17 protein-coding genes are annotated in these 20545 nt (G+C 70.9%); 8 read left to right on the forward strand and 9 right to left on the reverse strand.

All coding sequences use genetic code 11. The annotated features are described in order from the left end of the window. Positions 1–137 precede the first annotated feature (137 nt). Positions 138–1766: a citramalate synthase gene (gene cimA / locus ACPU2J_RS24095; protein ID WP_361594881.1), complete on the forward strand. Its 1629-nt coding sequence runs from the start codon at positions 138–140 to the stop codon at positions 1764–1766. 93 nt (positions 1767–1859) lie between these two features. Next, positions 1860–3227: a hypothetical protein gene (locus ACPU2J_RS24100; RefSeq protein WP_420079501.1), complete on the forward strand. Its 1368-nt coding sequence runs from the start codon at positions 1860–1862 to the stop codon at positions 3225–3227. 90 nt (positions 3228–3317) lie between these two features. Here the strand turns inward: ACPU2J_RS24100 and ACPU2J_RS24105 are convergent, their stop codons facing one another. Next, the gene (locus ACPU2J_RS24105; protein ID WP_361594877.1) at positions 3318–3926 is read right to left on the reverse strand and encodes a YceI family protein; all 609 of its coding nucleotides are present in this window, start codon (positions 3924–3926) and stop codon (positions 3318–3320) included. A 277-nt stretch (positions 3927–4203) separates the two neighbouring features. On the opposite strand from ACPU2J_RS24105, the gene ACPU2J_RS24110 reads away from it, so the two are divergent. Then, positions 4204–5787 carry an acyl-CoA carboxylase subunit beta gene (locus ACPU2J_RS24110; protein WP_361594875.1) on the forward strand — a complete coding sequence of 528 codons (1584 nt, stop codon included), beginning with the start codon at positions 4204–4206 and terminating at the stop codon, positions 5785–5787. A 23-nt stretch (positions 5788–5810) separates the two neighbouring features. After that, a complete protein-coding gene (locus ACPU2J_RS24115; RefSeq protein ID WP_361594873.1) occupies positions 5811–6011 on the forward strand; it encodes an acyl-CoA carboxylase epsilon subunit in 201 nt (66 codons plus the stop codon). A gap of 139 nt (positions 6012–6150) precedes the next feature. Here ACPU2J_RS24115 and ACPU2J_RS24120 read toward each other — a convergent pair whose 3' ends face one another. The 8 genes from ACPU2J_RS24120 to ACPU2J_RS24155 form a co-directional block, all read right to left on the reverse strand. Further along, entirely contained in the window at positions 6151–6735 is a 585-nt protein-coding gene (locus ACPU2J_RS24120; protein WP_007266770.1) for a GTP-binding protein, read from the reverse strand. Beyond that, positions 6716–7261: a DUF742 domain-containing protein gene (locus ACPU2J_RS24125; RefSeq protein ID WP_365141855.1), complete on the reverse strand. Its 546-nt coding sequence runs from the start codon at positions 7259–7261 to the stop codon at positions 6716–6718. Before ACPU2J_RS24125 ends, ACPU2J_RS24120 begins: the two co-directional genes overlap by 20 nt. A 93-nt stretch (positions 7262–7354) precedes the next feature. Continuing rightward, positions 7355–7768, reverse strand: coding sequence for a roadblock/LC7 domain-containing protein (locus ACPU2J_RS24130; protein ID WP_030037347.1), 414 nt, complete (start codon positions 7766–7768; stop codon positions 7355–7357). A gap of 10 nt (positions 7769–7778) precedes the next feature. Beyond that, on the reverse strand, positions 7779–10958 hold the full coding sequence (locus ACPU2J_RS24135) for a sensor histidine kinase (RefSeq protein ID WP_420079499.1): 3180 nt from the start codon (positions 10956–10958) through the stop codon (positions 7779–7781). 296 nt (positions 10959–11254) lie between these two features. After that, positions 11255–11836, reverse strand: coding sequence for a GTP-binding protein (locus ACPU2J_RS24140; RefSeq protein WP_389068789.1), 582 nt, complete (start codon positions 11834–11836; stop codon positions 11255–11257). Next, positions 11817–12209 carry a DUF742 domain-containing protein gene (locus tag ACPU2J_RS24145; RefSeq protein ID WP_030037344.1) on the reverse strand — a complete coding sequence of 131 codons (393 nt, stop codon included), beginning with the start codon at positions 12207–12209 and terminating at the stop codon, positions 11817–11819. Before ACPU2J_RS24145 ends, ACPU2J_RS24140 begins: the two co-directional genes overlap by 20 nt. 151 nt (positions 12210–12360) lie before the next feature. After that, positions 12361–12774: a roadblock/LC7 domain-containing protein gene (locus ACPU2J_RS24150; RefSeq protein ID WP_030846990.1), complete on the reverse strand. Its 414-nt coding sequence runs from the start codon at positions 12772–12774 to the stop codon at positions 12361–12363. Positions 12775–12783: 9 nt separating this feature from the next. Further along, complete coding sequence (locus tag ACPU2J_RS24155; protein WP_423833969.1) at positions 12784–16434, reverse strand: nitrate- and nitrite sensing domain-containing protein; 3651 nt, start codon at positions 16432–16434, stop codon at positions 12784–12786. A 579-nt stretch (positions 16435–17013) separates the two neighbouring features. Here ACPU2J_RS24155 and ACPU2J_RS24160 point away from each other — a divergent pair. The 4 genes from ACPU2J_RS24160 (at position 17014) to ACPU2J_RS24175 (ending at position 20479) form a co-directional block, all read left to right on the forward strand. Further along, positions 17014–17199 (forward strand): hypothetical protein, encoded by a 186-nt coding sequence (locus tag ACPU2J_RS24160; protein ID WP_361604087.1) that lies wholly within the window; start codon positions 17014–17016, stop codon positions 17197–17199. Positions 17200–17294: 95 nt separating this feature from the next. Then, on the forward strand, positions 17295–18083 hold the full coding sequence (locus ACPU2J_RS24165) for a fumarylacetoacetate hydrolase family protein (protein WP_361604084.1): 789 nt from the start codon (positions 17295–17297) through the stop codon (positions 18081–18083). Then, positions 18076–19551, forward strand: coding sequence for a glutamate--tRNA ligase (gene gltX / locus ACPU2J_RS24170; RefSeq protein WP_420079497.1), 1476 nt, complete (start codon positions 18076–18078; stop codon positions 19549–19551). The genes ACPU2J_RS24165 and gltX overlap by 8 nt, the downstream gene beginning before the upstream one ends. Positions 19552–19750: 199 nt before the next feature. Beyond that, positions 19751–20479 (forward strand): HAD family hydrolase, encoded by a 729-nt coding sequence (locus ACPU2J_RS24175; protein WP_423833970.1) that lies wholly within the window; start codon positions 19751–19753, stop codon positions 20477–20479. The last annotated feature ends 66 nt before the right edge of the window (positions 20480–20545 follow it).

A 20545-nucleotide genomic window follows, 5' to 3' on the forward strand; every position in this document is an offset into this window, starting at 1 on the left:
CGCAGACCTCTCGCTACCCGCGAGAGGTTTTTTCGTTTCCCGGCCCATCCCTGCCGGGAGCGGCCTGCGCGCGATGATGGGGGCAGTGGCCCCCCCCGGGAACCCGGAACCACTCATCCGACAGGAGTCAGATCAGCATGACGACGACACCAGAGGCGGCGCCCGCGCTGTCCGGGGGCCTGGACGACTGCTTCCACGTCTTCGACACCACCCTGCGCGACGGCGCCCAGCGCGAGGGCATCAACCTCACGGTCGCCGACAAGCTGACGATCGCCCGCCACCTGGACGACTTCGGAGTGGGGTTCATCGAGGGCGGCTGGCCGGGTGCCAACCCCCGGGACACGGAGTTCTTCGCCCGTGCCCGCACCGAGATCGACTTCAAGAACGCCCGGCTGGTCGCCTTCGGCGCGACGCGCCGGGCGGGCGGTTCGGCCGACCAGGACCCGCAGGTGCGGGCCCTGCTGGAGTCCGGCGCCCCCGTGATCACGCTCGTCGCCAAGTCCCACGACCGGCACGTCGAACTCGCCCTGCGCACCACCCTGGACGAGAACCTGGACATGGTCCGCGACACCGTCTCCCACCTGGTCGCCCAGGGCCGCCGGGTGTTCGTCGACTGCGAGCACTTCTTCGACGGCTACCGTGCCAACGCCGAGTACGCGAAGTCCGTCGTACGCACCGCCCACGAGGCGGGCGCCGACGTCGTCATCCTCTGCGACACCAACGGCGGCATGCTGCCCGCCCAGATCTCCGCGACCGTCGCCACCGTCCTCGCCGACACCGGCGCCCGCCTCGGCATCCACGCCCAGGACGACACCGGCTGCGCCGTCGCCAACACCCTGGCCGCCGTGGACGCCGGCGCCACCCACGTCCAGTGCACCGCCAACGGCTACGGCGAACGCGTCGGCAACGCCAACCTCTTCCCCGTCGTCGCCGCGCTGGAGATCAAGTACGGGCGCACGGTCCTCCCCGCGGGCGCCCTCGCCGAGATGACCCGCATCTCGCACGCCATCGCCGAGGTCGTGAACCTCACCCCCTCCACGCACCAGCCGTACGTCGGCGTCTCCGCCTTCGCGCACAAGGCCGGCCTGCACGCCTCGGCGATCAAGGTCGACCCGGACCTCTACCAGCACATCGACCCCGAGCGGGTCGGCAACACCATGCGCATGCTGGTCTCCGACATGGCCGGACGCGCCTCCATCGAGCTCAAGGGCAGGGAGCTCGGCGTCGAGCTCGGAGGGGACCGCGCCCTGATCGCCCGGGTGGTCGAGCGGGTCAAGGAGCGCGAGCTCCAGGGCTACACGTACGAGGCGGCCGACGCCTCCTTCGAGCTGCTGCTGCGGGCGGAGGCCGAGGGCCGGGCCCGCAAGTACTTCCGCGTCGAGTCCTGGCGGGCGATCGTCGAGGACCGCCCGGACGGCACCCACGCCAACGAGGCCACGGTGAAGCTGTGGGCCAAGGGGGAGCGGATCGTCGCCACGGCCGAGGGCAACGGCCCCGTCAACGCGCTGGACCGGGCCCTGCGGGTGGCCCTGGAGCGCTTCTACCCGCAGCTGGCCAAGTTCGAGCTGGTCGACTACAAGGTCCGCATCCTGGAGGGCACGCACGGCACGGAGTCCACGACCCGCGTGCTGGTGGCCACGACGGACGGCGTGCGCGAGTGGTCGACGGTCGGTGTGGCGCCGAACGTCATCGCCGCGTCCTGGCAGGCCCTCGAGGACGCCTTCACCTACGGCCTCCTGCACGCGGGCGTCGAACCGGCCGAGTAGCCGGCGGACGAGGACCCCGCCGGGCCGCCCGCCCGGTGGGGTCCTTATGTCCTGCTCACACGGGAAAGTCCGCGTTCGGGTAGCGTCGTCCGTATGAGGACCAGGCTGATATCCGTGCGCTGTGGAGCCCTGTTGTCCGGCCTGCTGCTGGCCCTGTCCGCGACCGCGCTGGCGGCCGCCCCGCAGGCGACGGCCGCCACCGGCGTCGCCGCCGTGGCCGAGGCCCTCAAGGACGGTCCGGTGTACGTGGATCCGCGGGCCGCGGACCAGCTGCCGAAGGCCGAGGCCGACGCGCTCGCGCAGAAGATCAAGGACGCCGGCAAGCCGGTCTTCGTGGCCGTGCTCCCGGCCACCGCAGAGTTCCCGGCGGACCGGGTGCTCAGCGCCGTCCGCGCCGAGACGGGCATCACGGGGCTCTACGCGATCCGCCTCGGGGACGGCTTCGACGCGCGCGCCGACCGTGCGGTCATGCCGGCCAACGCCGTGCGCAACCTCAGCGAGGCCGTGAAGACCGGGGGCCCGGTGGACGCGAGCACCCAGCTGAACAACTTCGTGGACCAGGCCCTGCCGCAGACCCGGGGCGCGGCCCCCGCCTCCTGGGGCACCACCGGCGCCGACGCCGGCGTACCGGTGGGCGGGCTGATCACCCTCGGCGCGGTGGCGGCGATCGGTGGCGGCGGCGCCTACGCGCTGGTCCGCCGCAACCGGCGGAAGAAGGAGGAGACCCGGCGCGAGGCCGTCGAGCGGCTCCGGGTGGTCGTCGACGAGGACATCACGGCCTTCGGCGAGGAGCTGGAGCGCCTGGACTTCCACCCCGGCGAGCCGGGTGCCGACGACGCCATGCGCGGGGACTACGAGCAGGGGCTCGACTCGTACGAGAAGGCCAAGCAGATCATGGCCTCGGTCCGGTACCCGGAAGAGGTCAAGGGCGTGACCCAGGCGCTGGAGGACGGGCGGTACGCCCTGGCGTGCCTGGACGCGCGCCGTCAGCGGGAGCCGGTGCCCGAGCGCAGGGCGCCCTGCTTCTTCGACCCGCGGCACGGGCCGAGCACCGAGGACGCGGAGTGGGCCCCGCCGGGCGGGGCCACCCGGACCGTACCGGTGTGCACGGCCGACGCCGTGCGGCTGCGGGAGGGCCTGGACCCGGCCGTCCGCACGGTCGACACCGCCACGGGGCCGAGGCCGTACTACGACGCGGGCCCGGCGTACGGACCCTGGGCGGGGGGCTACTTCGGCGGCGGCATCCTGCCGGGCCTGCTCATGGGCACCATGCTCGGCTCGATGATGTCCACCCCCGCCTACGCGGCGGACTTCGGCGGGGGAGCGGGTGCGGGCTTCGAGGGCGGTGACGTCTCCGGGGCCGACTACAACCCGTCCGACTTCGGCGGTGGCGACTTCGGGGGCGGGGGCTTCGGCGGCGGTGACTTCGGGGGCGGAGACTTCGGCGGCGGGGGCTTCTAGGACCGGCCCCGCCGACCGGCCGCCGTACGGGGAGGGGCCCCGGGCCCGGCGTCGCCGGGCCGGGCCGTCCCCGTGCCGTGGGCGGGCGGGTCAGGCCTGCTTGATGGCGGAGATGTCGAAGGTCAGCTTGACCTTGTCGCTGACCACGACGCCACCGGTCTCCAGCGCCGCGTTCCAGGTCAGGCCCCAGTCCGAGCGCAGGATGTCGGTGCCGCCCTCGAAGCCGACGCGCTGGTTGCCGTAGGGGTCGGTAGCGGAGCCGTTGAACTCCAGGTCGATGGAGAGCGGCCGGGTGACGTCCTTGATCGTGAGGTCGCCGGTGATCCGGTAGGTGTCCCCGCCCAGGAACGCCGCCCCGGTGGAGCGGAAGGTCATCAGCGGGAAGGTCTCGGCGTCGAAGAAGTCGCCGCTGCGCAGGTGGCCGTCCCGGTCGGCGATCCCGGTGTCGACGGAGGCGATCTTCACGTCGATGGAGGCGGTGGAGCGGGAGGGGTCCGAGCCGTCCAGGCGGAGGGTGCCCTCGTGGTCGGCGAACGAGCCGCGCACGTTGGTGACCATGGCGTGCCGGACGGTGAAGCCGATGCTGCTGTGCGCCGGGTCGATGACGTAGTCGCCGGTGAGGGCGGCGAGGGCCGGGTCCACCTCCAGGGTGGCGACGGCGGCGGTGTTCTCCTGGCTGCGGCGGTTGAAGAGGCCCATGGCTTGCTCCTGGGGAGTGTGTTCCGTGCGGGGGGAGTGCGAGTCTGTTGAAGGTTCAACGACTTCGACACCAGAGACAGTAGAGCGATTCCGTTCAAATTTCAACCACCTCTCGCGGTGTCGGTGGTTTCTGTGAAGGTCCTACAAACGGCGATGGCCCCATCTGGCGGAGTCCTTAATTCCCAGGGCTGTTCTGTGCGGGCCGGACAGCGGAAGACTCCCGAGACTGTGCGGAATGAACGGAGGTTTTTCATCACGATCTTCGTAAGGTCGGTACATGACCGTTGTGGACCAGACCCAGAGCGAGCCGACGGACGCCCGCGGGCGCGTGGCCGAGCTGCACTCCCTCCGCGAGCAGGCGCGGCGCGGCCCGAGCGACCGTGCGACCGAGGCCCAGCACGCGAAGGGCAAGCTGACCGCCCGCGAGCGCATCGCGCTGCTGCTGGACGAAGGGTCCTTCAAGGAGGTCGAGCAGCTGCGCCGGCACCGGGCGACCGGCTTCGGCCTGGAGGCCAAGAAGCCCTACACCGACGGTGTCATCACCGGCTGGGGCACCGTCGAGGGCCGGACGGTCTTCGTCTACGCGCACGACTTCCGCATCTTCGGCGGCGCCCTCGGCGAGGCCCACGCCACGAAGATCCACAAGATCATGGACATGGCCATCGCGGCCGGTGCCCCGCTGGTCTCCCTCAACGACGGCGCCGGCGCCCGCATCCAGGAGGGCGTCTCCGCCCTCGCCGGCTACGGCGGCATCTTCCAGCGCAACACCAAGGCCTCCGGCGTCATCCCGCAGATCTCCGTCATGCTGGGCCCCTGCGCCGGCGGCGCCGCGTACTCCCCGGCGCTGACGGACTTCGTCTTCATGGTCCGCGACACCTCGCAGATGTTCATCACCGGCCCGGACGTGGTCCGCGCGGTGACCGGCGAGGAGATCACCCAGAACGGCCTCGGCGGCGCGGACGTCCACGCCGAGACCTCCGGCGTCGCGCACTTCGCGTACGACGACGAGGAGACCTGCATCTCCGAGGTCCGCTACCTCATCTCGATGCTCCCCTCGAACAACCGCGAGAACCCGCCCGTCCACGAGACGAGCGACCCCGCCGACCGCCGCTCGGACGTCCTGCTCGACCTGGTGCCCGCGGACGGCAACCGCCCCTACGACATGCACAAGGTCATCGAGGAGCTCGTCGACGACGGCGACGTCCTGGAGATCCACGAGCGCTGGGCCCGCAACATCATCTGCGCCCTGGCCCGCATGGACGGACAGGTCGTCGGCATCGTCGCCAACCAGCCCGCCCACCTCGCCGGCGTCCTCGACATCGAGGCCTCCGAGAAGTCCGCGCGCTTCGTCCAGATGTGCGACGCCTTCAACATCCCGATCATCACCCTGCTGGACGTCCCCGGCTTCCTGCCGGGCGTCGACCAGGAGCACGGCGGCATCATCCGCCACGGCGCCAAGCTGCTGTACGCGTACTGCAACGCCACCGTCCCGCGGATCTCCCTGATCCTGCGCAAGGCCTACGGCGGCGCCTACATCGTCATGGACTCCCAGTCCATCGGCGCCGACCTCACCTACGCCTGGCCCACCAACGAGATCGCCGTCATGGGCGCCGAGGGCGCGGCCAACGTCATCTTCCGCAAGCAGATCGCGGACGCCGAGGACCCCGAGGCCATGCGCACACGCATGGTCAAGGAGTACAAGGCCGAGCTGATGCACCCGTACTACGCGGCCGAGCGCGGCCTCGTCGACGACGTCATCGACCCCGCCGAGACCCGCGAGGTCCTCGTCAGCGCCCTCGCCATGCTCCGCAACAAGCACGCCGACCTGCCGTCCCGCAAGCACGGCAACCCGCCGCAGTGACCGCGAAGGAGACCTGCCACCCCATGACCCACGCCACCGACACCCTGCTGCGCGTCGAAAAGGGCAACGCCGCCCCCGAGGAGCTCGCCGCGATCACCGCGCTCCTCCTCGCCCGCGCCGCCGCCACCCCCGACGCGGCCGCCGTCCGCGTGCCGCGCCAGGCCGGCTGGCGCCGCCTGGAGCGCACCCCCGGCTTCCGCGCCCCGCACAGCTGGCAGGGCTGAGCACCACGCCTCGAAGGCCCCGCACCCCTCAGGGTGCGGGGCCTTCCGCGTACCACCGCCCGGCCGGGCGCCCGCCGGGCACGCCGAAGGCCCCCGCGCCACAGGGAGACGCGGGGGCCTTGCGTACGGCGGAGAGCCCTTACCGCAGGCGCGCCATGAGGGCGTGCTCGACGAGCGTGATGAGTGCGCTCTTGGCGTCCGCGCGGTGGCGGGCGTCGGTGGTGATGATCGGTGCGTCAGGGCCGATCTGGAGGGCCTCGCGCACCTCCTCCGGCGTGTAGGGCTGGTGTCCGTCGAAGCCGTTGAGGGCGATGACGAAGGGGAGTCCGCTGTTCTCGAAGTAGTCGACGGCGGGGAAGCAGTCGGCGAGGCGGCGGGTGTCGACGAGGACGACGGCGCCGATGGCGCCGCGGACGAGGTCGTCCCACATGAACCAGAAGCGGTCCTGTCCGGGGGTGCCGAAGAGGTAGAGGATCAGGTCCTGGTCGAGGGTGATGCGGCCGAAGTCCATGGCGACCGTGGTGGTCGTCTTGTCACCGGTGTGGGTGAGGTCGTCGATGCCCGCGCTGGCGGACGTCATGACGGCTTCGGTGCGCAGCGGGTTGATCTCGGACACGGCTCCGACGAACGTGGTCTTGCCCACGCCGAAGCCGCCCGCCACCACGATCTTCGCGGAGGTGGTGGAGCGGGGAGCCGCTCCGCCGTTAGAGCTTGCGAAGTCCACTGAGCACCCTTTCGAGCAGTGTCACGTCTGGCTGGCCACCGGCAGACTCGTCGCCGCCGGGCTGGTGAATGGCGACAAGGCCCGCCTCCGCCAGGTCGGCGACGAGAATGCGGGCGACACCAAGAGGAATGGAGAGGAGTGCCGAGATCTCCGCAACGGATTTGATCTCCTGGCACAGGCGGCAGATCCGCTGGTGCTCGGGCAACTGCCCTTGCAGACGCGCGGGATCCGCCGTGGTACTGACCAGCGCCTCGATGGCGAGCTGGTAGCGCGGCCGGGTACGGCCGCCGGTCATCGCGTACGGGCGCACCAGCGGGTTGTGGGCCTTCGGCGCCGGCTGCCGGGCCGCACGCGGCGGCTGCGCAGGCATCTGCGGCTGCTGGGGCTGTCCGTACTGCTGGTGCTGGTAGGGGTTCTGCTCCGGCACGGGCCGGCTGGGGGCGGAGGGGAAGTTGAAGCGGTTCTGGTCGTGCCCACCCTGCGGCTGCTGCGCGCCGCCATAAGGATGACCTCCGGGTGTTGTCACGTCTCCTCCTCCGACTCCAAGTACGCAGTACTCCCTGTGGAACCGCGCCACCGCACCCTACGGTGCGATGGCGCGAAACGCACTGCTTGTTTGCTAGTTGAGAAGGCTTCCCTGCAGTTCGGCGCGCAGGTCCGGGGTGAGGACACTGCCCGCGCGATCCACCAGAAGAGCCATCTCGTAGCCCACGAGGCCGATGTCGCACTCCGGGTGCGCGAGTACGGCCAGCGAGGATCCGTCGGAGACGGACATGAGGAAGAGGAATCCCCGGTCCATCTCGACCACGGTCTGGTTGACGGCGCCGCCCTCGAAGATCCGGGAGGCACCGGCGGTCAGCGAGGTCAGTCCGGAGGCCACGGCCGCCAGCTGATCGGCGCGGTCGCGCGGGAATCCGTCGGACATCGCCAGAAGAAGGCCGTCGGCGGAGACCACCACCGTGTGAGACACCCCGGGGGTGTTGTCCACGAAGTTGGTGATCAACCAGTTCAGGTTCTGTGCCGCCTGGCTCATCGGGCTCACACTAACGCTCCTGGTCATAGCTGTTACTTGACTGCTCAGTACCCGCGCTGCGTCCCTGCTGGACACCGCGCCGCAGGTTGCTCAACCTGCCGCGGACGTCCTCCGGAGCGCGGGAGACCTGGGGGCCGCCCTGCGGGGTCGTCTCCGCCGCGCCCTCGACCAGGTTGGCCTTGGGCACTCGCCGAGGGAGACCGGACGAGGTGACCCCGCCCGCCTTCGGCTCACGGAGTTTGGCGGCCTGCTGCCAGCGCTCGTCGTTGCCCGAGCGCCAGTCCGCACCGCCGTCCTGGTCCTGCTCCGGGGCGGTGGCCTGGCGCGAACGCTGCGGCCGCTGCTCGAAGAGGGACCCGGGGGACTCCGCTTCCTGCTGTGCCGGCTGCCACTGCTGCTGGCTGCCGCGTCGCGGCAGGCCCGCTCCGGTCATTTCGTGACCGGTGTCGGCAGCGGCGCCCGGACGGTCGAAGCCTACGCGGTCCGAGGCCGGTTCGGGTACGGCCGGGGATTCCGATTCGGTCCCGTAGCTCTGCTGGTAGGCAGCCGGATAAGTGTTCTGCTCCGGCCAGTCGTCCTGCTCGGAGGCGGATTCGTAGCCCGCGTCGTAGCCCTGGGCGGTCTGCTGCTGGTCCGGATAGCCGTCTTCCGTATAGCCGTAGTCCTGCTGCGGGTACGCCTCGTAGCCCTGCTGTGCCCGCTGTCCGTCGTAGTTCGGGTCGTAACCCTGCTCGGACTGCTGGTCATAGCCCTGGTACGGCTGGTAGCCGTGCTCAGGCTGGGGTTCCGGATAGCCCTGTGCAGGGGACTCGCCGTACTGCTGCTGCTCCTGCGGGTAGCCGACCTGCGCCTCCAGCGCGGCACGGCGTTCCTCGCGGCCCAGCGAGCGGCCGACCGGGTCGATGGCGCGGGTCTCGCCGCCCTGCTCGTAGCGCGAGTCGTCGAAGCCGAGCTCGGCGGCCGTCCGCATCGGGGCGGCCTGCTGGGTCTTCTGCTCCGGGATGATCTGGGAGACGGTGAAGTCGTCGTCCGGGATCCCCTCGCCACCGCCACCGTGGGTGATGGCGTCCGGGAGCATGATGAGCGACGTGGTGCCGGCCGCCTCGCCCGAGGGGCGCAGCTGGACGCGGATGTTGTGGCGGTCCGCCAGCCGGCCGACCACGAACAGACCCATGCGCTGCGAGATCGCGGCGTCCACGGTCGGCGGGTTGGCGAGCTTGTGGTTGATGTCCGCGAAGTCCTCGGCGGTGAGGCCGATGCCCTTGTCGTGGATCTCGACCATCACGCGGCCGTCGGGCAGACGCGTGGCGTTGACCCGGACCTTGGTCTGCGGGGAGGAGAACGTGGTGGCGTTCTCCAGCAGCTCGGCGAGCAGGTGCACGAGGTCGGTCACGGCCTGGCCGTGGATCTCGGCCTCCGAGACGCCGGAGAGCTCGATGCGCTCGTACTGCTCCACCTCGGAGGAGGCGGCGCGCAGCACGTCCACCAGCGGCACCGGCTGGTCCCAGCGGCGGCCCGGCTCCTCACCGGCGAGGATGAGGAGGTTCTCGCCGTTGCGGCGCATGCGGGTGGCCAGGTGGTCCAGGCGGAAGAGGTTCTCCAGCTGGTCCGGGTCGGCCTCGTTGTTCTCCAGGTCGGTGATGAGGGTCAGCTGGCCCTCGATCAGCGACTGGTTGCGCATGGAGAGGTTGGTGAAGATCGCGTTGACGTTCCCTCGCAGGAGCGCCTGCTCGGCCGCGAGCCGCACCGCTTCGCGGTGGACCTGGTCGAAGGCGCGCGCGACCTCGCCGATCTCGTCCCGGGAGTCGATCGGGATCGGCAGGACACGGGTGTCCACCTTGCCCGGGTCGGTGCGCGAGAGCTGGTCGACCAGCATCGGCAGGCGCTGCTCGGCGATGTCGAAGGCGGCGGTGCGCAGGCGGCGCATCGCGCGGCCCATCTGGCGGGCCATCATGCCGGCCAGGATGAACGCGGCGAGCAGGGCCACGACCACGATGGCGCCGTTGACGATCGCGTCGGTGCGGGCGTCGTCGGAGACGGCCACCGCGTCGTTGACGGCCTTGTCGAGGAGTTCCTTCTCGATCTCGTCGTAGCCGTCGAACTTGGCGGTGGCGGCGGCCTGCCAGAAGACCGGGTTGGTGCCGTTCTGGGCGAGCTTGGTCCTGCTCTCGCCGCTGGCGATCGCCTCGGTCATGCCGACCAGCGGGTTGCCGCCGGGGGCCGGCGGCGGCACGAACTTGGTGCCGGCCTGCTCGGCCTGGTGCTTGGCCTCGGCGAGCTTGGCCTTGCCCTCGTCGGACTTCTTGCCCATGACCGTCTTGAGGCGGTTCACGTCCTCCTCGGTCCCCGCCGCGACGTACTCGCCGATGGCGATTTCCTCGAGGTAGGCGTAGGAGGAGAAGGCGACGAGCTGGGCCTTGCGGATGTTCTCGTCCGTGCTCGGACGCACCAGCAGGTGGGTGCCGACCGAGCGCTGCAGCGAGTTCGCCGCCTTGGCCAGCTGGACGGCGTAGACCATGCGGCCGTACGAGGTCACGTTGCCGGTGCCGAGACCGAGCTCGTTGGCGAACTGCATGAGGTAGTGCTGGACCAGCACGTAGCCCTCTTCGGTCGGGATGGGACCCGCCGAGGTGGGGAGGTTCTTCTTCGGGGTCTCGGCCGCCGCCAGGTACGCCTTCTCGCGGACGTCCTTCAGCTTGGGCTCCTCCGCGCGGAAGAGCTCCAGACGCCGCTCCAGGCCCTGGTTCTTGGGGATGTCCTGGACGACCTTGTCGAACTTCTCCTTGGCCGCGGTGGTGTCCGCGTAGGCCTTGGTGACGCGGTCGTCCTTGGTCTGGCCGTTCAGGAGCGGCTCGGCCGTGAGGTCACGCTCGTTGAGCAGTGCCTGGCTGTATTCCGAGGCGGCCTGGACGACCCGGGCTATCTGCTCGGCGTCCTTGGCCTCGTTCCACGTGTCGACGGACCCCTTCACCTGGAAGCCGCCCATGACCAGGCCCACGAGGGCCGGGACGAGGAGGATGGCGTTCAGGCGGGTCGGCACACGCCAGTTGCGCGGGGAGAACCTGCTGCTGCTCCCGCGGCTCTCCGACGGTTCCACGGGCACGTCGGCGGGCGACGCGGCCGCTCGCGGCGGCGGGGTGAAGTTGCCGCGCGCGGGTTCATCCGCGGGGCTTGAGTTGCTTCGCCTCACTCGACCAACAACCTCTCGGCGGTGCTACTAGCTAGTTCGTTGAATTCCAGCACGGTTAACGGCCGTGTTCCAAACAGTTGAAATCTGCCATTCCCAGAGACTTATGCCTCACATAAATCGGACATAAAGAGCGTCCTGCGGCAAAAACCGGGGCAGTTGTGAGCGCTGTGGCACCGGACGAACGCTCCCTGTCGCGAAACGGCTTCAATTCTCTGTCGAAACGTTATGAACGACACGGGGGCGGGCCGTGTCGTAGGACACAACCCGCCCCTCACGTCCGGCTCCTGGAGCCGTTCCTACTTGAGCCGCGCCATGAGGGCGTGCTCGACGAGCGTGATGAGTGCGCTCTTGGCGTCCGCGCGGTGGCGGGCGTCGGTGGTGATGATCGGTGCGCCGGGACCGATCTGGAGGGCCTCGCGCACCTCGTCCGCCGTGTAGGGCTGGTGTCCGTCGAAGCCGTTGAGGGCGATGACGAAGGGGAGTCCGCTGTTCTCGAAGTAGTCGACGGCGGGGAAGCAGTCGGCGAGGCGGCGGGTGTCGACGAGGACGACGGCGCCGATGGCGCCGCGGACGAGGTCGTCCCACATGAACCAGAAGCGGTCCTGTCCGGGGGTGCCGAAGAGGTAGAGGATCAGGTCCTGGTCGAGGGTGATGCGGCCGAAGTCCATGGCGACCGTGGTGGTCGTCTTGTCACCGGTGTGGGTGAGGTCGTCGATGCCCGCGCTGGCGGACGTCATGACGGCTTCGGTGCGCAGCGGGTTGATCTCGGACACGGCTCCGACGAACGTGGTCTTGCCCACGCCGAAGCCGCCCGCCACCACGATCTTCGCCGAGGTCGTGGAGCGGGGAGCCGCTTCGCTAGATGTTCCGAAGGCCACTGAGCACCCTTTCGAGCAGCGTTACATCCGGCGTGCCGCCGGCCTCTCCGTTGCCGGGCTGGTGGATCGCCACCATGCCGGCCTCCGCCAGGTCGGCGACGAGGATCCGGGCGACGCCCAGCGGCATGGACAGCAGCGCCGAGACCTCGGCGACCGACTTGACCTCGCGGCACAGGGTGCAGATGCGCTGGTGCTCCGGGAGCAGGCCGGACAGGTGCATCGGATCGGCGGTGGTGCTGACCAGCGCCTCTATGGCGAGCTGGTAGCGGGGCCGGGTCCGGCCGCCGGTCATCGCGTAGGGACGCACCAGCGGCTGGTCGCCTTCCGAGTACGAATCTCCGTACGCATCGGGATAGGCGGGGGGCGGGGTCATGGATCCTCCGGGCTGGACAGCAGTGGTCAGCGTGCCGTCTGACGGGGCGGCCGGTGGGGGGAACGGTATGACGGCCTGGCGGTGGTACTGGATTCCGGGGCGGGGCCCCGGTCTCCCGGCCGGTAGTACCGTCCGACCGGGAGAGGGGAAGTCAGCCGAGCAGGCTTCCCTGCAGTTCGGCGCGCAGGTCCGGGGTGAGGACACTGCCCGCGCGATCCACCAGAAGAGCCATCTCGTAGCCCACGAGGCCGATGTCGCACTCCGGGTGCGCGAGTACGGCCAGCGAGGATCCGTCGGAGACGGACATGAGGAAGAGGAATCCCCGGTCCATCTCGACCACGGTCTGGTTGACGGCGCCGCCCTCGAAGATCCGGGAGGCACCGGCGGTCAGCGAGGTCAGTCCGGAGGCCACGGCCGCCAGCTGATCGGCGCGGTCGCGCGGGAATCCGTCGGACATCGCCAGAAGAAGGCCGTCGGCGGAGACCACCACCGTGTGAGACACCCCGGGGGTGTTGTCCACGAAGTTGGTGATCAACCAGTTCAGGTTCTGTGCCGCCTGGCTCATCGAACTCAACTATCGCTCCTGCTGGTAAGTGGGGTCGATGTGGTAGCTGCCGGTCGCCTGGCCGTTGTTGCCGGCCTGACGACCCTGCTGGATACCGCGTCGGAGGTTGGTCAGACGGCCGCGGACGTCGTCCGGCGCCCGCGAGACCTGCGGACCGGCCTGGGCGTCGGCCTGCTGCTGCGCGGTGCCGGCCACGAGGTTCGCCCGCGGGACCCGGCGGGGCAGCCCCGACGTCGTGATGCCGCCGGCGGCGGGCTGGCGCACGCGCTCGGCCTGGCGCATCAGCTCGTCGTTCGGCGAGGACTTCCAGCTGACGGTCGGCATGGCGCCGGTCGTCGTCTGGGCCGGCTCGGCCGCCTGCTCCTGGCCCCGCTGCGGCAGCTGGTGCTGCTGCGGAGGCGGAGCCGCGGGAGCGGACTGCTGCGGCTGCTGGGGAACGGCCGGCGCCGGGGAGCCGGGCTGCGGCTGTCCCTCCTCGCGGAACCAGTTCGACTCCAGCGTGTCGAAGATCGGGCTGCGGGTGTCGCCGGCGCTCGGCGCCGGGGGCAGGGCCTCCGGGCGGTGCGCCTGCGGCAGCCGCGGCGTCTCGGGACGCGCCGGCGGCACCGGCGCGTAGCCGCCCGCCTGCGGGTCCTGGGGCTGCTGCGGGGCCTGGGGCTGGCGGGCGAAGCCGCCGACACCGGGGCCGCCCGGACGCTGGGGCTGGTAGCCCGGGCGCTCGAACTGGCCGGTGCCGGAGGCGTCGACCGGACCGCGTACGTCCGGGCGCTCGAACTGGCCGGTCGTGCTGCCCAGCGGGTCGGCCTGCGGCATCGGGGCGTTGAAGTCCGGGCGGGCGAACTCGGCCGTCGAGCCGGGGCCCGAGAGCTCGTCGTGTCCGCGGGCCTGGTCCGAACCCCAGCTGGTGGTCTGCGGGCCGGCCAGCTCGGGGCGGGGCGCACCGCCGCGCGGCGGCAGCTGCGGACGGGAGCCGCCCGGGGCCGGAGCCGCCGGGGGCACCGGCTGCTGCTGGGCCTGCTGGGCCTGCTGGGGCTGTGCCTGGGGCTGCTGCTGCGGCTGCTGCGGGCGCTCGAAGCCGTTGCCCTGCGGGAAGCCGCCCGGGCCGGACGCGGGACGGGCCTGCGGGCCGCCGCCGAAACCGACGCTCGGGACCGGACCGCGGGTCGGCAGCGGAGCACCGGAGCCGAAGGCACCCTGGCCCTGGCCCGCGGTGGTCGGACCACCCTGCTGCGGACGCGCCCCGGGAGCACCCGGAGCACCCGGAGCACCGGGACCGCCCTGCGGCCGTCCGCCCTGGGGACGCTGGCCCGCGCCGTCCCGGCCGGGCAGCGCGGCACGTTGACCGCCACCGCCGACCTGACCGCGCTGGGGGCCCGAGCCCACGGACGGGCGGGCGCCGGCTCCGGGCACGGAGGCCTGCTGGCCGGGAGCGCCCTGGGCACCGCTCTGGCCGCCGCCCTGACCCGGCATCGGGCCCGGCTTCTTGCCGCCCTGGGCGACGTCCACCGGCAGCATGACGAGGGCCGTCGTACCGCCCGAGTCGGACGGGCGCAGCTGGATGCGGATGCCGTGTCGCAGGGACAGGCGGCCGACCACGAACAGACCCATGCGGCGGGAGACGGAGACGTCCACGGTGGGCGGCGACGCGAGCCGCTCGTTGATCGCGGCGAGGTCCTCCGGGGAGAGACCGATGCCGGTGTCGTGGATCTCGACGAGCACGCGGCCGTCGGGCAGCGCGTGACCGGTGACCTTGACCTTGGTCTGCGGGGAGGAGAACGAGGTGGCGTTCTCCAGCAGCTCGGCGAGCACGTGCACGAGGTCGTTGACCACGCGGCCGGCGACGTCGGTGCCGGGCACCGAGGCCAGCTCGACGCGCTCGTACTGCTCCACCTCGGACGCGGCGGCGCGGAGCACGTCGACGAGCGGGACGGGGCGGGTCCACCGGCGGCCCGGCTCCTCGCCCGCGAGGACGAGGAGGTTTTCGCCGTTACGGCGCATGCGGGTCGCGAGGTGGTCGAGCTTGAAGAGGGAGGACAGCTGGTCCGGGTCGGCCTCGCGCGACTCCAGTTCGGAGATGAGCGAGAGCTGACGCTGGATGAGGCCCTGGGAGCGGCGCGAGAGGTTGGTGAACATCGCGTTGACGTTGCCCCGCAGGAGGGCCTGCTCGGCGGCGAGGCGGACGGCCTCGCGGTGCACGTCGTCGAAGGCCGCGGCCACCTGGCCGATCTCGTCGCGGGTGTGCACGCCGACCGACTCCACGGACGTGTCCACGTCCTGCGGGTCGGACTCGGAGAGCTGCTTGACGAGCTCGGGCAGACGGTCCTGGGCGACGCGCGTCGCGGTGTCCTGCAGGCGGCGCAGGGAGCGGATCATCGAGCGGGCCATGACGAACGCGCCGACGAGGGAGACGCCGAGGACGAGGAGGATCAGGGCACCGTTGATGATGGCGTCCTGCTGGGCCTCGTTCTTCAGCTCACGGGCCTTCTGCTCCATCTCCTCGAGCAGGGTCAGCTCGATGACCTTCATCGCCTGGAGCTTGGTGCCGTCCGCGTCGTACCAGTCCAGCCAGGACCGGTTCTTCTCGCGCAGGAAGGCGTCCTGGCTGGCCAGCACGCGGCGTGCGTAGTGGTCGGCGGTGGAGATCTCGGAGTTGCTGTCGCCGAGGCCGGCGAGCAGCTCCTCGGTGCGGCCCTGGTAGACGAGCTCGAAGGTGGTCTTCGCCTGCTGCTCGCCCTTCTGGGCGGAGAGGGCGTAGAGCCGGTCGTTCTCCTTGAGCGAGCCCTGCTTCTCCGCGGTGTCGGGGAGCGAGGCGGCGATGATCGCGCGCTGGATGGAGGCGTACTCCTTGGCGGCGGAGAAGGCCGCCAGGGCGCGCGTGCGCTTGATCATCTCAGGGTTCGAGGTGGCCTGCGCCATGTCCTGCGAGAGCGAGAGCAGCGAGACGATCAGACCGTTGTACTCGCTGACGGTCTGCTGGGCGCCGTTGACGTACGCCTTCTGGCGGATCGTGTCGATGTTCGTCAGCTGGCGGCCGATCTGCAGCACGTTGTTGCGGATCGACTTGAGGGTGTCGTCCTTCTCGCCCGTGCTGTCGACCCGGTCGGTCGCGGCGGCGAAGGCCTTGGCGGCGGTGTCGGTCTGCTGGCGGGCGCTCTCGACACTGCTGGTCGTCTTGCCCTGGGAGATGGTCAGCGGACCCGCGGAGAGGTCGCGCTCCTCCTGGAGCATGGCGGCCAGGTTGGTGGCCTGGCGCGTCATCGTCGTCAGCAGCTGCATGTGCTCGAGCTGCGCGATGTCGTTGAGCGAGTCGTTGATACGGAAGCCACCGAGCGTGGTGGCGGCGACGACCGGCAGGGTCAGCAGCGACACCAGTCGCGTGCTGATGCGCCAGTTCTGCATCGCCAGGCGGGACCCGGGCCCACTGGGGGCCTTCGGTATCGCCGTGTCCGGTTCGGTCGACCCGGCCTTGGCCTTGGCCTTCGGCTTGATGGACTTACCGCGGCCCTTCGCCTTCACCGCTGCGGCGGAGGTGTCGGGGCCTGCGCCTTCGACAGCCGGCCCGCGGTTCTGGGCGTGCTGGGGCGAGGAGCCACGGTCGGTCCCGGCGCGCGGCTCCTGCTCTGCCGCAGCGCTGCCATCCCTCTTGAATCGTCCCTGCACTAGCGTCGCAACCTCTGGACCAGGCGTCCCTCCGGGCGACCGGTGGGACGGTGTCGAGTCGTGGGGCGCTTTCGGCCCCATGGTGGTCGTCGGTGACCGGCGCGTCTTCCTTTCCTTCCGCCGCGCTCGGCGCGGTTTCGCGCCACCTGCGCGCCGGACTCGGTCCCGCGGCGGTCCCGCGAATTCCAGCACAGTGGCGGATCTCCAACAAGGTGCGCGTGTCGGCCCGGAGAGTCGGTCACCGGTCGTGATCAACGCGCTACGCGATGTGTGACCGCATTCGGGTGAAACCGGACTTACGCCATCCAAACAGCGTGGCTGGCAAGGTGTCCCAGTCGCGATGATCAGGAGCGGAATGGATGATTCAGTGGCGCAATGTCCGTTTCGGTGCGCGGAATTGACTGTCCGTTATGGCGTAAATGTCTGGTCGCGGGTGAGCAAACTCACATACCCATGGCCATTACTTCCCGGTTCGCGAGGGGATTCAGATGTTTAGCCTTGCCCCTTGAAGGGTTGGCGCACGGGCACGCGCGGGCGCCGACCGACACCCCCAGACCGAACCGAGGACCCCGAACTTCCATGAAGACCACGACGATGTTCCGCAACATAGCCAACCCCCGCCGCACCACCCTCGCGCACCTCAAGGACGCGGAGGACCTGCAGGCGGCCCCGGCCACCCCGGAGCACGTCGTCGAGCTGCCGACGCAGACCGCCAACCCGCGTCGCACCGTCCTCATGGACGCACCGGTCGCCGCCGCGCAGTAGCCCGCCCCGCACGGAGAGCGAAGCGCCGCTGCCCGCCGCGTTAGCCTGGGACCGCAGACTCCAGGCATCCGGAAACAGAGGGGCAGACGCAACACGTGCGCATCGCCAGGTTCTCGATCGACGGCAATGTCGCGTTCGGCGCGGTCGAGGGCGACGCCGCCCCCGGCAACGAAGCGTCGCTCGTGCTCGACATCATCAAGGGCATCCCGTTCGCGGACTTCGAGCTCTCGGGCACGAAGGTCCCGCTGAGCAAGGTCCGGCTGCTCCCGCCCGTGCTCCCGAACAAGGTCGTGGCCATCGGCCGCAACTACGCGGAGCACGCGGCGGAGCTCGGCAACGAGGTCCCGGACGTCCCGATCACCTTCTTCAAGCCCTCCACCTCCGTGGTCGGCCCGGGTGACCCGATCACCTACCCCTCCTTCTCCCAGGACCTCCACCACGAGGCGGAGCTCGCCGTGGTGATCGGCCGCATGTGCCGCGAGGTCCCCCGGGAGCGCGTCAAGGACGTGATCCTCGGCTACACCTGCGCCAACGACGTCACCGCCCGCGACGTCCAGCAGCGTGAGAAGCAGTGGGCCCGGGCCAAGGGCTTCGACAGCTCCTGCCCCCTCGGCCCCTGGATCGAGACCGACCTGGACCCGGCCGACCTGACCGTCCAGTGCACGGTCAACGGCGAGCAGCGCCAGCTGGGCCGCACCAGCGACATGGTCCGCTCCGTCGAGGACCTGGTCGTCCACATCACCGAGGCCATGACGCTGCTTCCGGGCGACGTCATCCTCACGGGGACCCCGGCCGGAGTCGGCCCCCTCAACGTCGGCGACGAGGTCGCCGTCACCATCGAAGGCATCGGCACTCTCACCAACAAGGTGATCAAGCGTGGTTAACGGACCTGTCCGCGTACGTTTCTGTCCCTCCCCGACCGGCAACCCCCACGTGGGCCTGGTCCGCACCGCCCTGTTCAACTGGGCGTTCGCGCGCCACCACGGCGGCACGTTCGTCTTCCGCATCGAGGACACCGACGCGGCCCGCGACTCCGAGGAGTCCTACGACCAGCTGCTGGACTCGCTGCGCTGGCTGGGCTTCACCTGGGACGAGGGCCCCGAGGTCGGCGGCCCGCACGCCCCCTACCGGCAGTCCGAGCGCATGGACATCTACCGGGACGTCGCGCGGCAGCTGCTGGACGGCGGCCACGCCTACCACTGCTACTGCTCCACGGAGGAGCTGGACGCCCGTCGCGCCGCCGCCCGTGCCGCCGGCAAGCCCTCCGGCTACGACGGCCACTGCCGCGAGCTCACCCCCGCGCAGGTCGAGGCGTACCAGGGCGAGGGCCGCCCCGCGATCGTCCGCTTCCGGATGCCCGACGAGCCCATCACCTTCACGGACCTGGTCCGCGGCGAGCTGACCTTCACCCCGGACAACGTGCCGGACTTCGGCATCGTCCGGGCCAACGGCGCCCCGCTGTACACGCTGGTCAACCCGGTGGACGACGCGCTGATGGAGATCACCCACGTCCTGCGCGGCGAGGACCTCCTCTCCTCCACCCCCCGCCAGATCGCCCTGTACAAGGCACTGATCGAGCTGGGCGTCGCCAAGAGCACCCCCGCTTTCGGCCACCTGCCGTACGTGATGGGCGAGGGCAACAAGAAGCTCTCCAAGCGCGACCCCGAGGCCTCCCTCAACCTGTACCGCGAGCGCGGCTTCCTGCCCGAGGGCCTGCTGAACTACCTCTCGCTCCTCGGCTGGTCCTTCTCCAAGGACCAGGACGTCTTCTCGATCGAGGAGATGGTCCAGAAGTTCGACATCGACGGCGTGAACGCCAACCCGGCGCGCTTCGACCTGAAGAAGGCCGAGTCGATCAACGGCGACCACATCCGCCTGCTCGACCCGAAGGTCTTCGCGGACCGCTGCGCCCCGTGGCTGCAGGCCCCGCACGCCAACTGGGCCCCCGAGGACTTCGACGCCGAGGCCTGGGAGCGCATCGCGCCGTACGCCCAGACCCGCGTCGGCGTCCTGTCGGAGATCACCGCGAACGTCGACTTCCTGTTCCGCAAGGAGCCCGTCGAGGACCAGGCCTCCTGGGACAAGGCGATGAAGGGCGAGCCGGCGGCCCTGCTGACCACCGCCCGCGAGAAGCTGGCCGGCGCCGACTGGTCGGACCCCGAGTCCCTCAAGCAGGCCGTCCTGACCGCCGGCGAGGCCCACGGCCTCAAGCTCGGCAAGGCCCAGGCCCCCGTCCGCGTCGCCGTCACCGGCCGCACGGTCGGCCTGCCGCTCTTCGAGTCCCTGGAGATCCTGGGCAAGGAGCGCTCGCTGGCCCGCATCGACGCGGCCCTGGCCAAGCTCGCCGGCTGACCGCACGGTACCCGTACGCCCCGCAGGGGGCGGCGCCCCGACTCCCGGGCCGCCGCCCCCTGCGGCGTTCCCGGCGGTGCCCCACGGGCTCCGGCGGAGCCGATCATCCCGCGCGGCGCCGGGGGCCGGGTCACCTGCTTCGTCACGGACTTCCTCGTCGTGCCCCCGCGGGAGAGCGCTTCGGCATAGGCTCGGGCACATGCCGATCCGCGCCGTGCTGTGGGACATCGACGACACCCTCTTCGACTACACGGGGGCCGACGCGGCGGGCCTCGCGGCGCAGCTGGAGGCCGTCCGGCTCGCGGAGCGGTACGGCACCCCCGCGCAGGCGCTCGCACGCTGGCGGGAGATCACCGACCGCCACTGGGCCCGCTTCGCGGCGGGCGTGGGCACCTTCCAGGGGCAGCGCCAGGAGCGGGTGCGGGAGTTCCTCGAAAGACCCGGCATGACGGACGACGAGACCGACGCCTGGTTCGACAGCTACGTCGAGCACTACAAGGCCGCCTGGACCGTCTTCCGCGACGTCGTGCCGGCGCTCGACGCCCTCGCGGCCGACTACCGCCACGGGGTCCTCTCCAACTCCTCCACGGCCAACCAGGACCCCAAGCTGCGTCACCTCGGCCTGCGCGAACGCTTCGAGGTGCTGGTCTGCGCCGTCGAGCTGGGGGTCAGCAAGCCCGAGGCGGGGGCGTTCCTCGCCGCCTGCGAGGCGCTCGGACTGCCGCCCGGGGACGTGGCGTACGTGGGGGACCAGCCCGAGATCGACGCCCGCGGCGCCCGCGACGCCGGGTTGCTCGCCGTCTGGATCGACCGGGACGGCGGCCGGGGGCCCGGTCCCGAGGGGGCGCACCGGATCGAAGGCCTTGACCGGCTGCCCGAGCTGCTGGCGCGGGATACCCGTTTTGGAGCACGGTCAGGCATCCGGTAATGTTCTTTCTGCGCCGCCGGAGCGGGCCGAAAGGCCGGACGGAGGCGCCACTCGAAAGAAAAGCCC

The sequence above is a fragment of the Streptomyces manipurensis genome, from assembly GCF_049570255.1.
In the GTDB taxonomy this organism is placed as follows: domain Bacteria; phylum Actinomycetota; class Actinomycetes; order Streptomycetales; family Streptomycetaceae; genus Streptomyces; species Streptomyces manipurensis.